Annotated in this window: 15 protein-coding genes; 9 read left to right on the top strand and 6 right to left on the bottom strand. The window is 40.5% G+C overall.

Features of this window, described 5'->3' with window-relative positions; genetic code table 11:
- Window positions 1-38 precede the first annotated feature (38 nt).
- From PSI06_RS13045 to PSI06_RS13025, 5 genes are all read left to right on the top strand, one after another.
- Window positions 39-923 carry a LysR family transcriptional regulator gene (locus PSI06_RS13045; RefSeq protein WP_273603950.1) on the top strand — a complete coding sequence of 295 codons (885 nt, stop codon included), beginning with the start codon at window positions 39-41 and terminating at the stop codon, window positions 921-923.
- Window positions 924-1,285: 362 nt separating this feature from the next.
- Entirely contained in the window at window positions 1,286-1,639 is a 354-nt protein-coding gene (locus tag PSI06_RS13040; protein WP_138683481.1) for a metalloregulator ArsR/SmtB family transcription factor, read from the top strand.
- A 38-nt stretch (window positions 1,640-1,677) separates the two neighbouring features.
- A complete protein-coding gene (locus PSI06_RS13035) occupies window positions 1,678-2,688 on the top strand; it encodes an ArsJ-associated glyceraldehyde-3-phosphate dehydrogenase (protein ID WP_273603951.1) in 1,011 nt (336 codons plus the stop codon).
- A gap of 31 nt (window positions 2,689-2,719) precedes the next feature.
- Window positions 2,720-3,937, top strand: coding sequence for an organoarsenical effux MFS transporter ArsJ (gene arsJ / locus PSI06_RS13030; protein ID WP_029773649.1), 1,218 nt, complete (start codon window positions 2,720-2,722; stop codon window positions 3,935-3,937).
- A gap of 99 nt (window positions 3,938-4,036) precedes the next feature.
- Entirely contained in the window at window positions 4,037-6,157 is a 2,121-nt protein-coding gene (locus PSI06_RS13025; RefSeq protein WP_138685253.1) for a methyl-accepting chemotaxis protein, read from the top strand.
- A 97-nt stretch (window positions 6,158-6,254) separates the two neighbouring features.
- Here the strand turns inward: PSI06_RS13025 and PSI06_RS13020 are convergent, their stop codons facing one another.
- Window positions 6,255-6,842, bottom strand: coding sequence for a TetR/AcrR family transcriptional regulator (locus PSI06_RS13020; RefSeq protein ID WP_024032893.1), 588 nt, complete (start codon window positions 6,840-6,842; stop codon window positions 6,255-6,257).
- A gap of 132 nt (window positions 6,843-6,974) precedes the next feature.
- Between PSI06_RS13020 and PSI06_RS13015 the strand changes: the two genes are divergently transcribed.
- A complete protein-coding gene (locus tag PSI06_RS13015) occupies window positions 6,975-7,517 on the top strand; it encodes a carboxymuconolactone decarboxylase family protein (protein WP_273603953.1) in 543 nt (180 codons plus the stop codon).
- Window positions 7,518-7,580: 63 nt separating this feature from the next.
- On the opposite strand, the gene PSI06_RS13010 is transcribed toward PSI06_RS13015, so the two are convergent.
- Window positions 7,581-8,111 carry a hypothetical protein gene (locus tag PSI06_RS13010; RefSeq protein ID WP_004587031.1) on the bottom strand — a complete coding sequence of 177 codons (531 nt, stop codon included), beginning with the start codon at window positions 8,109-8,111 and terminating at the stop codon, window positions 7,581-7,583.
- Window positions 8,112-8,164: 53 nt separating this feature from the next.
- Here PSI06_RS13010 and PSI06_RS13005 point away from each other — a divergent pair, with 53 nt between their 5' ends.
- On the top strand, window positions 8,165-8,524 hold the full coding sequence (locus PSI06_RS13005; protein ID WP_273603954.1) for a DUF1294 domain-containing protein: 360 nt from the start codon (window positions 8,165-8,167) through the stop codon (window positions 8,522-8,524).
- Window positions 8,525-8,549: 25 nt separating this feature from the next.
- Window positions 8,550-9,056: a DUF6795 domain-containing protein gene (locus tag PSI06_RS13000; RefSeq protein ID WP_273603955.1), complete on the top strand. Its 507-nt coding sequence runs from the start codon at window positions 8,550-8,552 to the stop codon at window positions 9,054-9,056.
- Window positions 9,057-9,116: 60 nt separating this feature from the next.
- On the opposite strand, the gene PSI06_RS21500 is transcribed toward PSI06_RS13000, so the two are convergent.
- The 4 genes from PSI06_RS21500 to soxR form a co-directional block, all read right to left on the bottom strand.
- Window positions 9,117-9,650 carry a rhomboid family intramembrane serine protease gene (locus tag PSI06_RS21500; RefSeq protein ID WP_337944226.1) on the bottom strand — a complete coding sequence of 178 codons (534 nt, stop codon included), beginning with the start codon at window positions 9,648-9,650 and terminating at the stop codon, window positions 9,117-9,119.
- Between the two features lie 22 nt (window positions 9,651-9,672).
- Window positions 9,673-10,203 carry a TFIIB-type zinc ribbon-containing protein gene (locus PSI06_RS21495; RefSeq protein ID WP_337944227.1) on the bottom strand — a complete coding sequence of 177 codons (531 nt, stop codon included), beginning with the start codon at window positions 10,201-10,203 and terminating at the stop codon, window positions 9,673-9,675.
- Window positions 10,193-10,837 carry a hypothetical protein gene (locus PSI06_RS12990; RefSeq protein WP_029773643.1) on the bottom strand — a complete coding sequence of 215 codons (645 nt, stop codon included), beginning with the start codon at window positions 10,835-10,837 and terminating at the stop codon, window positions 10,193-10,195. Before PSI06_RS12990 ends, PSI06_RS21495 begins: the two co-directional genes overlap by 11 nt.
- Before the next feature lie 97 nt (window positions 10,838-10,934).
- Window positions 10,935-11,399 (bottom strand): redox-sensitive transcriptional activator SoxR, encoded by a 465-nt coding sequence (soxR, locus tag PSI06_RS12985; protein ID WP_273603956.1) that lies wholly within the window; start codon window positions 11,397-11,399, stop codon window positions 10,935-10,937.
- Window positions 11,400-11,476: 77 nt separating this feature from the next.
- Here soxR and PSI06_RS12980 point away from each other — a divergent pair, with 77 nt between their 5' ends.
- Complete coding sequence (locus tag PSI06_RS12980; protein ID WP_273603957.1) at window positions 11,477-11,965, top strand: flavodoxin family protein; 489 nt, start codon at window positions 11,477-11,479, stop codon at window positions 11,963-11,965.
- Window positions 11,966-12,069: the final 104 nt, after the last annotated feature.

Below are 12,069 nucleotides of genomic sequence, written 5' to 3'. Positions count from 1 at the left end.
TATATTCATAAATTATTCGGGATATTAAACGAGGTTTTATGGATACCATTGACGGCATGCGCACGTTTATTGCGGTGGCAAAGCAAAAATCTTTTACAGGTGGTGCCAAACAACTAGGCATAAGCACTAAACTGGCGAGTAAATACATTGCTCAGCTGGAGCAAAAACACGGTGCTTTATTATTTCACCGTACTACGCGCAGTGTTACGTTGACCGAAACTGGGCAGGCGTATTTTGTGCGATGCGTTCCTTTGCTGGAACAATTTGAAGAGCTAGAAGATGTCATTCAGCATCGGCAGTCTGCTCTGTCTGGCACGGTTCGCTTAACCGCACCTACCGCATTTGGCAGTACTAAATTAGTTGATGCACTGGCCCCATTTTTAGCCAAGCATCCGAAAATTAATGTTGAGTTGAACCTGTCTGATCAGTATGTGGCTATCATCGATGAAGGTGTGGATGTTGCTGTGAGGTTTGGGCCGTTGAAGGATTCAACGCTGATCGCAAAAAAATTGATGGATATGCGTATTGTTTTCTTTGCCTCTCCTGAGTATTTAAAGCGCAATGGCAAACCAAGGCATCCCCGTGCGCTGGCGACACACAATTGTTTATTGCAAACTTCTCAAAACGACCCTGAAAACTGGAAGTTCAAGGAAGATGGCAATACGTTCACCGTTAATGTTAGCGGCGATTTTGCTTCTAACTCCCCCAGAGCAGTAACCCATATGGCTTCTCAAGGGCTGGGAATAGGCATGGGCCCACAACACGTGACAGAGCCTTACGTAAAAGACGGCTCATTGCAGTTACTGTTCGAACCCTATGAAGCAAGCATATTGGAGCTAAATGCAGTGTATGCTTCAAATCGCCACTTACCGGCAAGAATACGAGCATTACTTGATCATCTTGCGCTTTCTTTTGCAACTTAGTGGTAATTACCTCAATAGCTACTGTGCAGGCACAATGTATAACGTATCTGCTTATTGATTTAGACTTTGCTTGTGAAGTAGAGCAAAGCGTAGGGCATCTTTTTATCGCACAGAGCTGCGTAAATACCTTGTTAGCATAAGGCTTTAAATTGCAGTAGCGATAAAGCACACCAAGTATGCCCATACTAAAACGCTACAAAAGCCCAGTGGTTTGCCACTGGGATTTTTTGTGTGCTGCAATTTACTAGATATCACATTAATTGAAGCGGGCTTTTAAATAAATATACGAAAATTCGTATATTCACTATTTCATATGTTCTCATTTTGTTTTATTGTATGCACACTAACTAAACGAGGATGCTATGGAACAACTCAACCCACTTCAATTTTACAAATGCTTAGCCGACGATACGCGCTTAAAAGCCATGTTATTAATTAGCCATGAGCAAGAGCTATGTGTGTGTGAGCTTGTTGCTGCGCTGGAACTGAGCCAACCTAAAGTGTCGCGCCATTTAGCGCAACTTAGGCAATGTGGCCTATTGAGCGACCGTAAGCAAAATCAATGGGTGTATTACAGTATTAATAAAGCCCTGCCACAATGGGCTCTTAGCGTACTAACGCAAACACAAAACGAAAATTCTGCGTTTTATAACGATGATTTAAATCGACTCAATGCTATGGGTAATCGCCCAGAGCGTGCAGCAAGCTGCTGTTAATTAAGCAAATTGATATAACTTTACTAAAGGTATTTATTATGGCAATTAAAGTAGGTATTAACGGCTTTGGCCGTATGGGACGTTTAACACTGCGCGCAGCACTAGAGTGGCCAGAAGTAGAATTTATTAAAGTAAACGATGTAGCGGGCGATGCTAAAACACATGCACATTTATTAGAGTTTGACTCAGTGCACGGGCGTTTAGCCCAAAATGTTACAGCAAACGAGAATAGCTTTAGTGTGGGTAAACACACTATTACCGTTACCAATAACAAAACCATTAGCGATACCGATTGGTCTGATTGCGATGTAGTGATAGAAGCCAGCGGTAAAATGAAAACCACTGAGCTGTTAAATCAATATTTAGCACAAGGTGTTAAGCGCGTTGTGGTAACCGCTCCGGTAAAAGAAGACGGCATTTTAAATGTGGTTATGGGCGTTAACGATAATTTATATAACCCAGATGAGCACAAAATTGTGACTGCGGCTTCGTGTACGACTAACTGTTTAGCGCCTATTGTAAAAGTACTGCAAGAAAAAGTAGGCATTAAGCACGGCTCAATGACCACTATTCACGATATTACCAATACCCAAACTATTATTGATGCACCACATAAAGACTTACGCCGTGCTCGTTCGTGCGGGACAAGTTTAATACCTACCACAACCGGTAGTGCAACAGCCATTACGCATATATTCCCTGAGCTAAAAGGTAAGTTAAATGGCCATGCCGTACGCGTACCTTTAACTAACGCATCAATTACCGACTGTGTATTTGAGCTTGAGCGTGGTGTAACTGCCGCTGAGGTGAATGAGTGGTTTGCTCAGGCGTCTAAAAACGAGCTTGCTGGCGTATTAGGTTACGAAGAAAAACCGCTGGTATCGATTGATTACAAAACCGATCCACGCAGTAGCATTATTGATGCGCTCTCTACCATGGTTATTAATAATACCCAGCTTAAGTTATACGCTTGGTACGATAACGAATGGGGCTACGCTAATCGTACTGCCGAGCTTATGCTTAAAGTTGCTAAAAGTGACTTGGTTTAACCATTAATTAAAGGTTTTAAGGGCGTTAACCATGTTTGAGCAACTCGCTAATTTACCTACAGCAATAAAACAGTATTTAATAATTACCGGTAATTACTGGGCATTTACCTTAACCGATGGCGCACTACGTATGCTGGTGGTGCTGCATTTTCATCAGTTAGGGTATGGTGCGCTGGCCATTGCCATGCTGTTTTTGTTTTACGAAATTTTTGGTGTGATCACCAATTTAGTGGGCGGTTGGCTAGGGGCTCATTTAGGCCTTAATAAAACCATGAACTTTGGCTTGGCGTTGCAAATAATGGCGCTTGCCATGTTATGCGCGCCAAGTGAATGGCTCACCGTAGCTTATGTTATGGCCGCGCAAGCGCTTAGCGGCATAGCAAAAGATCTAAATAAAATGAGCGCCAAAAGCGCCATTAAACACTTAGTGCCCGAGGGAGAAAGCGGCCAAGGCCAGCTTTACAAATGGGTGGCTATTTTAACGGGCTCAAAAAATGCGTTAAAAGGGGTCGGCTTCTTTTTAGGTGGTTTACTCCTTACGGTACTGGGTTTTGTAGGTGCTTTAAAAGCCCTAATTTTATTACTCACTATTGCGTGGATTATTAGCGTTGTATTTTTAAAAGGCGACATGGGCAAGGCTAAAAATAAGCCTAAGTTTAAAGAGCTATTTTCTAAATCCCGTGCAATAAATTTATTAAGTGCAGCACGATTATGCTTGTTTGCCGCGCGTGATGTATGGTTTGTAGTGGCTTTACCTATTTATTTAGCCCAGCAATTTAACTGGAACTTTTGGTGGGTAAGTGGCTTTATGGCGCTTTGGGTAATTGGCTACGGTGGTGTTCAATCGCAAGCGCCGCGTATTACCGGCACCAGTAATTCAAACGTTGATACCGTTAAACATGCCTATTTATGGGTGTTGCTGCTAAGTGGTGTAACAGCACTATTAGCACTTTTTATGCAACTTGATGTGGCCGTGCATGCCACGCTGATTATAGGTTTACTTATATTTGGCGGTGTATTTGCCGTTAATTCATCTGTGCATAGTTACTTAATTGTCAGCTTTGCTAAAAGCGATGGTGTATCGCTTGATGTTGGCTTTTATTATATGGCCAATGCCATGGGGCGTTTACTGGGCACGGTGCTTTCGGGGTGGGTGTTTCAGGTTTATGGCTTTGTAGCGTGTTTGTGGGTGAGCGTTGCTTTACTCATAGGTGCCACAATAACCACTGCTATTTTGGCCAAGCGTTAGGCCTAGTTGTTCAAAAAACTTAAATTATTTTATGTTATTGATGGCTTGATGCAGTTTGTATATTAAACTGTAGGAGTGTTTTAACAAAAGGTAATTTAAGTGCGAGAACTCACGTTAGCAAAAAAGTTATTATGGATAACTGTAGGGAGTACATTTTTAACAGTATTAGTACTTTCTGGGGTTTTATGGTGGCAAATGTCATCAAACAGCGAGGCGCTCGCTAAAGAATCTGAAAATTATATCGTGGCCGAAGTTGAGCAAAAGCTTAACGCAAACGCGGCTGCTTACGGCGAAAAAATTGCCGGATTTATCAACGAAGCTTACCGAATTCCAAACTCATTAGCTGCATTACTTGGTGATGCGGCTAATACTCAAACATTAAACCGCGACACGGTAGTGAGCATTAACCGCTCTATACTTGAAAAAAATCGGTTTTTATCGTCAATTTATTCGCAGTTTGAAGCCAATGCCTTTGATGGGCAAGACGCGCGATTTAAGCAAGGATATAAACACTCAGTTAATGGCGATGGCACGTTAGAAGTATATATAACGCGTGACCAAAACGGCATTATTGAGCAGCAAAAAGTAGCTAACGCTGCCGATAAATACCTGACCTCGTTAAACGAATTTGGTATTCGTGAAGCGCATTGGTATTTATGCGCAAAAGATACACTTAAGCCCTGTATTATGGAACCTTACCTTTACGAAATACCTTCTGGCGATTCGGTTATGCTTACCTCTTTAACCGTACCTATTACTAAATCGGGCCGCTTTATTGGTTTAGCAGGCGTTGATTTAACGCTCCCTACGTTTCAGGGCTTAACCGAAAAGCTTTCGAGCGAACTTTATAACGGCCAAGCAAAAGTAACACTTTTAAGTGATATAGGTTTAATTGTAGGCAGCAGTCACTACAAATCTAAATTAGGCCGCCCATTTAAAGAGGCAGTTAGTAGTAATACTTACAGTGAGCTGGTTAAATTTAAAGGGCAACATGGCCTTTTTAAAACACCTAGCGAGTATTTAGTTAACTACCCAATTAACATTAAGCTGGCTAACACTCAGTGGAGCCTACTTATTGAAGTGCCAAGTAATTTAGCGCTAGAGGGGCCCAATGCCTTAGCTAAAAACATGAGTGACTCGGCCAATCAGCTCGGTGTTGTTATTTTAATAACCGGTGCTGTTATTGCTTTAATTGCTTTTATTATTATGAAAGTAGTAGTAGGCACTGTGGTTGCACCTCTTGAGCAAATTCAACAACGTGTAGATAACCTTGCCAGCTCAGAAGGTGACTTAACTCATACACTCCATGTAGATACCCACGCAGAGCTGATTGCGCTTGCGGGCGGTTTTAATGCCTTTTTAGCTAAGTTACGTGGCTTAATTGCAGAGCTTAAAGATGTATCGTCGCAAACAAAACAGCAAGGCGAAATAGCACAGCATATTGCTATTGATACAAAACATAATGTGCAATCGCAGTTTCAAGAAATTGAAAGCGTAGTGACCGCTATGAACGAAATGAGCGCCACCGCACTTGAAGTTGCCAGAGCCTCTGAGCAATCTGCTCAACAAGCGGATGAAATAAATGGTTTAGTGGTTAGCAGTGAGTCGAGCTTGTCATCGGCTATGAGCCAAGTGAAAACCATGTCTGAAGAAATAAAAGAAGCCAACCAAGCGGTTGAAAAAGTGGCTTCGCGTAGTAAAGATATTACGCAAATTTTAGATGTGATCAGAACCATTTCGGAGCAAACAAACTTACTTGCACTTAATGCCGCCATTGAGGCAGCACGCGCTGGCGAGCACGGCAGAGGCTTTGCGGTAGTTGCCGATGAAGTACGTGCACTGGCGTCTAAAACACGCTCATCTACCGATGATATTAGCCAACTTATAGATAGCTTATTGTTAGAAGTAGGTAATGCATCAACCGTAATTGAAAAAGGCGTAGTACGCGCGCAAAGCGCAGTAGACGAAACCTCAGTGGCGTTTGACGCGCTGCACAGTGTGGTAGTAAAAGTAGATGAAATTACTAATCAAATTACCCACATTGCCACCGCAGCCGAGGAGCAAAGCTTAGTAACCGAAGAGATAAACCGTAACCTTACGCTTATTTCTGATGCTGCATCGCAACTTGCTGATTTATCGACTCAGGCGGGCGATAGCAGTGAAGCGCTTAATGCACTGGTAGCGCAGCAAGATAGCGAGCTTAATAAGCTTAAAACGTAAGTAAAGCTCAACCCTAGCAAATATAAAAAGCGGCTAATTCACACGAATTAGCCGCTTTTTTTAGTTGAGACTTTTTAGAAGTTAGTAAAACGAAACGTTATAGCTTTTTGATCAAGGCAAACATTTGGTTGATCATTGGCTGCGCTAATTGCTCAACCCCTGGGCGGTTAAAATAGCCACGCAGCCCAGTAAATTGCACCTGAAAAAATTGCGCGTATTCAAGCGCGGTAAGGTTGCTGCTTAGCTCATTATTTTTAATAGCTTGAGCAAATAAGGTGGTTAAGTAGGCTTCAAATTTTGCCGATAGGTCTAAGCTTAGCTCGTATAACGAGGCGTCTTTTTCTGCAAATTCGCTGTTTGCTTTTACCAACATACAAATAGCACTTGGGCTACAGTCTTTGGTTTTAATAATTACGTTTTCTACAAACGCACGCAAACCACCTAAAACAGAGTCAGAACTTGCTAAAAACCCGTCAATTTGGCTTTTCATTTGTACTGTGTAGTCTTTTAAAGACTCGCTGTATAGGCCTTCTTTAGAGCCAAACGCCGCATATATACTGCCTGGGCGCATGTTAATGGCTTCTTGTAAATCGCGGGTTGAGGTGGCGTTAAACCCCTTTTCCCAAAACAATTGGCTTGCAACACGAATTACATTATCGCGCTCAAATTTAACTTTGTTAGCCATTTTAATCTCAACTATTTTGAACGTATGCTCAATTTTAACTTGAACAGTCGCTCAAAATCAAATAGTATGTGTCTCGAAGTTACTTAACCTGGCACCAGGTTACTCAAACACATTAATTTATTGGAGCAGAACATGGCAGAATTTACGTTATATACTCAAGACAACGCACCAGAAGAGTCAAAATCGCTTATGGCTGATTCAGTAGCAGCATTTGGCATGTTACCTAACCTTCATGCCGTAATGGCCGAAGCGCCTACGCTACTTAAAGGTTACCAAGTACTGCATGAGTTATTTCAAAACACCTCGTTTAACGCAGAAGAGCTAACTGTGGTATGGCAAACAATTAATGTTGAGCACGAGTGTCATTACTGTGTACCAGCACACAGCGCAATTGCCGCTTCAATGAATGTAGACCAAGATATTGTTGATGCCCTAGTAAACAAAACACCACTTGCAGATGCAAAACTTGAAACACTACGTGAAACCACGCTTGCAATGACACGCGATCGCGGAGTAATTAGCGATGAGCAAATTGAAAAGTTTTTTGCAGCAGGTTACGGTAAACAGCAACTACTAGAAATTGTTGTAGGCTTATCGCAAAAAGTAATGAGCAACTACACTAACCACCTTGCTGATACACCAGTTGACGAACCATTTAAAAAGTTTTCTAAATAATAGCGGTTTTATAAATAACAAAGGCAGCTTAGGCTGCCTTTTTGTGCTTTAAGCGAATGGCCATTATTTAAATTTAACGGCTTTAGTGCTGCGTGTATAAGTACGCTGCTCGGGCTTAGTCCACTCACCCTTTTTTAAATAAGAAGTTGAAACTACAAACGTATCGTTTTTTAGTTCGCTGATCGAGCGCACTTTAGTAATACCTTCTTTACTGCCTGTTACCTCTTCATACGCTACAAATTGGGTAGGGCTGAGCACTTTCATGGTGCCTTTTGTGTAAAAACCTGCGGTAGTAAAATAGTAAAACACCAATGATTCTTTTTTACTGTCGTAAAAAATCATTGATTCCCCACCATACTCACCTTCATTAATAGAGTGCTTGGTATGTATAGCTTTACCATTTAATGCGCGCTCCCAGTGGCCAACATCTTGTACAGGTTTTGCGCCTTTAGGTACGTCAAAATCGGCCTGCCAAGTACCTAAATAAGGTTTAAATACAGCGAGTTCTTTATCAAGGTTGCTTGGGGTATCAGTGGCGTAACTATTAAAGGCGTATAAGCATAATACTAAAAATAGGGCTTTAAAGTATGTCATAATTTGGCTCTTATTATTTTGGTTTAACTCTTTTTAGTATAGGCGATCATGAATTGATAAAGAAAACATTAATCACCTTTGCACTGCTTTTTTTGGTCGCAGTATGGCAAGCTCATTGGCTTTATAATATGAGCATTTATATACCAAGCTACTTTACAGGTTTAAGCTTTTTTACTTTTATAATGTACGCATGGGATAAACGACAAGCTAAACTATCAGCGCATAAAAAAGTAAGCCGCACACCCGAGCGCACGCTTCAGTTACTGTCGTTACTAGGCGGTTGGCCCGGCGCACTCATTGCACAGCAATGGCTTAGGCATAAATCGCAAAAACGTCGTTTTATAGTGGTGTTATGGCTGTGTATTGTTTTAAATGTAGCGAGCATACTGTCGGTATTTTTTCTGGTAGGCTAAAAATATAAACACAAAAAGGACTTTTATGACTAGTTCAAGGTTAGCAGGTGTCACTTTAACGCTTATTTTATTTTTACTATTTCCGATACAAGGTTGCGCAGATATGTTTGGCTTTTTTAACAAACAAGATGTAACACTATCACTGCAAATAAAAGGCCGGCTAGTAAAAAATGGGGAGCCGCAGGCGGGTGTTAAAATTACCCGAGAACTCATTTATGGTGATACCTACACAGATGAAGTAATAAGCGATAGTAATGGAGATTTTTACTTTAAAAGTAAAACTATACGCAGCTCTAATCCTTCAAATATGTTTTTTAATAGCTCTTTGCTACAGAGTATTTATATTGGAAATAAAAAAGATGAAGATTCAATACTTTGGGATACTTCAATACAGTTCACGCAAGAGCAAGCGCTACTTTCTGATATGCTAAATCACTTTGAATGCGACCTCAGTGAAGAGGCTGAAACTTACGATATACCGATAAAAGATACAGGCCAGTATTATACAGTTTATACGCGGTGTATACGCTAGGGATTAAGTTAGCTTTATAAAGCCACTAATGTTTATCTATCAGTGGCTTTATAGCAATTGTTAACGTTTTAACTGTGCTTCGCTTTGATTAAGCAAACGAATTATTGGGTTTCCTGCTAAAATTTTGTTTTTTAGTAAGTAACCAATAATTAAGCCTGCTATAAACCCACCAATATGTGCGCCATAATCAATTCCATCTGGGCCTGTTATTGCACCAAAAATATTAAACCCTAACCAAATCGCGAAAAACCACACCGCAGAAAGCTTTTTCTGGTAAATTACAAACATAAAAGTAAGGCTTGCATGCCTAAACCACATTAAGTACATACCAAATAAACCAGCAATTGCGCCACTTGCACCTACCCCAGGAATTGCCGACATAGGGCTTACTATGAAGCTAGCAAACGAGGCAAGTAATCCGCACACTAAATACCACATTAAAAAGCGCTTATGACCTAATACATCTTCTAGGTTATCGCCAACTATATGTAAAAAATACATATTGCCTACTAAGTGCATAATAGAGCCATGTAAAAATACACACGTTAAAACACTCCATAACTCTTTGCCTTGGCTTAAATCTGCGGGTGTCATCGCAAAATTATCAATAACATAATTAAAGGCATTTGGATTTGAAAAATACAGAGCAAAAATGAGTGTATTTAAAGCAATAAGGCTGCGGGTCACCCACGGTGTTTTTTTGTGGTTTTATATTATATTCAACTGGCATTTGCGTTAAAAATTGAAAAAGATAGGTTTTCCAACTTACTTTTTGATTGAGCTCACTTAAGCTGTTTTTTAATTCAGGGCTTTTTTCTACGCTTTCTAACTCGTCTCTATCAATCCATGTGCCATCACAATGTCTACATACATCAATTTCGGTATGATAGGCCTCGAGAAGATGAAAACGCTCTAAACTTTTACTACAATCTGGGCAATCAAGTTCTGAAACACCTAAAGATTCTCCAAAATGAGTTTCAAATTTATCACCTTCTGGCCCTTCATTTATTTCGCTGATCATCCTGTTAACTTCGTTTTTTTCAAACCATAAGCCACCGCATTCTCGGCAGATGTCAATTTCTTCACCTTGATATTGGGTTACTTCTAATGGATGATCTTTACAATGAGGGCAGCGTTTAGTTGGCATGTGTTAACTCCTTTAATGAGCCGACTGAAATATCGTTTTGTTGCAGCTCTTTTTTCAATTGTTCGGCACTATTTTTTAATCGAGGAAGGGTAGTCGTTTTTAGTTGTTCTGCTATTTTTTTAAGCTCACTTGCAGCATGCTTAGCTGAGGTTTTTCTGCTAACGGCTGCATTAATTAAAAACTCTGAACGAGAGTAAAAACGGCGTATTTGGGTCAACAGTTCGCTGGGAGTTTCAAGCGTTGTTGGCGAGTATTGCATTGTTTGCCATATGTATTTTTCAAGCGTTGGCTTAAAATATTCCATTTCAGATTTTGGCGGGCTTTTAGCTAAAAGCGCTGCATATTCACTCACACTTTTAACATTATCGGTTACTTCATCAAACAATGAGGTACGTAAATAATAGTTATCTTCCATTTTGCTAAAGTTATCAAATTTAAGTGCCTGTTCTAAACCGCTTTGAGCGGCTAAGTACACGCCAAAAATAGTAGAGATCACCATAAAAAATTGATTTAGCCAAAAGCCAGTACTTTTGAGTTCTTTGTTATCGACCGTTTTTAAGGCCTGTGCCAATTTTTGTGTTGTAGCTGGGTTTTTAGAGTTGTTATTGGGTGGAGCTGGGTTAGTAGGTTCCAACGCTATATCCTTATAATTGCTTCCTTTTTAGACATGATAGAGTACTTACATTGTAGCTAATTATCAATGCGACTTGCCGATAAATGTACCTTCAATGCTAACTAGATGAATTTAACAGCACAGCACCACTTTGGTTTTCGCCTAAGTGGTCGTTTTTGTTATACATAGGGCACTTACTAATAGATAAACACCCACAACCAATACAGCCATCTACGCGGTCGCGTAGGCGCTGCATATACGCTATGCGCTCATCAAGCTGTGCTTGCCATTGCTTTGAAAGGGCTGACCAGTCTTTTTGTGTGGGAGTGCGCTGCTCAGGTAATGTGGCCAGGGTGTGTTTAATTTCATCAAGTGTTATTCCCATGGCTTGTGCGGCTTTTATTACGGCTATACGGCGCAGCACATCTTTTTTATAGCGACGTTGGTTGCCGCTATTTCGCCAACTACGTATGAGTTCTTTTGTTTCGTAAAAGTGCAGGGTTGATACTTTTACGCCGCTGCGCTTAGCGACATAACCTACGGTTAGGTTAGCCTCGGTTAGTTTTTTTTGATCTATTGGCATTGTTTTAAATTTCCGGTTGACCTCAATATAAGTTGAGGTTTTAAGCTTCTTTCAACATTAAAAAAGGAGCTAACTAAATGCAACAAAAACTTAAACGTAGCACTGTTATTATTTACTCAAGCGCACGTAAAAATGGTAATACGCAGGCACACGCTAACAGCTTTGCTGAGCAAAACGATGTAAGGATAATATGCTTAGATGATTATAAAATAGCGCCATACTGCTACAGTAAAAACTATAAAAACGATGATTTTTACGCAGTATTTGAAGCACTGTTAAAGTATGACCACTGGGTGTTCGCCTCACCCGTTTATTGGTACAGCACCACAGTACAAATGAAATTATTTATTGATAGAATAACCGACTACATGGACGATGAAGCATTAAAACCAAAATTACGAACGCTGCGTAGTAAGCATTTTTCAGTGCTTTCTAATGCGTTATCAAGTGAAGCGCCGGCGTGTTTTGTAGAGCAATTTAAAAATACGTTTAGTTATTTAGGTATGCAGTTTATTAATCATCACCATAAAAGTACCCAAAAGGTTAATGCCAGTCAGTTAAGCTGACTGGTATTTTTCTTTTTGGTGGGGTATTTACTTGGTTTGGGTTTGACCCTTCGAGGGTAAAATCTATCTTCCCGCCTCGTCGGAAGTGCGTAATAAGTTAGCTG

This window comes from Pseudoalteromonas sp. GABNS16E, from assembly GCF_028598715.1.
Classification (GTDB): Bacteria; Pseudomonadota; Gammaproteobacteria; order Enterobacterales; family Alteromonadaceae; genus Pseudoalteromonas; species Pseudoalteromonas atlantica.
This window is presented reverse-complemented; position numbering and strand designations above follow the sequence as displayed.

What these genes read in the sequence shown, in the direction of transcription:
- PSI06_RS13045 (WP_273603950.1), top strand. Translation starts at nt 39, where the DNA reads ATGGATACCATTGACGGCATGCGCACGTTTATTGCGGTGGCAAAGCAA.
- PSI06_RS13040 (WP_138683481.1), top strand. Translation starts at nt 1,286, where the DNA reads ATGGAACAACTCAACCCACTTCAATTTTACAAATGCTTAGCCGACGAT.
- PSI06_RS13035 (WP_273603951.1), top strand. Translation starts at nt 1,678, where the DNA reads ATGGCAATTAAAGTAGGTATTAACGGCTTTGGCCGTATGGGACGTTTA.
- arsJ (WP_029773649.1), top strand. Translation starts at nt 2,720, where the DNA reads ATGTTTGAGCAACTCGCTAATTTACCTACAGCAATAAAACAGTATTTA.
- PSI06_RS13020 (WP_024032893.1), bottom strand. Translation starts at nt 6,842, where the DNA reads ATGGCTAACAAAGTTAAATTTGAGCGCGATAATGTAATTCGTGTTGCA.
- PSI06_RS13015 (WP_273603953.1), top strand. Translation starts at nt 6,975, where the DNA reads ATGGCAGAATTTACGTTATATACTCAAGACAACGCACCAGAAGAGTCA.
- PSI06_RS13010 (WP_004587031.1), bottom strand. Translation starts at nt 8,111, where the DNA reads ATGACATACTTTAAAGCCCTATTTTTAGTATTATGCTTATACGCCTTT.
- PSI06_RS13000 (WP_273603955.1), top strand. Translation starts at nt 8,550, where the DNA reads ATGACTAGTTCAAGGTTAGCAGGTGTCACTTTAACGCTTATTTTATTT.
- PSI06_RS21500 (WP_337944226.1), bottom strand. Translation starts at nt 9,650, where the DNA reads ATGACACCCGCAGATTTAAGCCAAGGCAAAGAGTTATGGAGTGTTTTA.
- PSI06_RS21495 (WP_337944227.1), bottom strand. Translation starts at nt 10,203, where the DNA reads ATGCCAACTAAACGCTGCCCTCATTGTAAAGATCATCCATTAGAAGTA.
- soxR (WP_273603956.1), bottom strand. Translation starts at nt 11,399, where the DNA reads ATGCCAATAGATCAAAAAAAACTAACCGAGGCTAACCTAACCGTAGGT.
- PSI06_RS12980 (WP_273603957.1), top strand. Translation starts at nt 11,477, where the DNA reads ATGCAACAAAAACTTAAACGTAGCACTGTTATTATTTACTCAAGCGCA.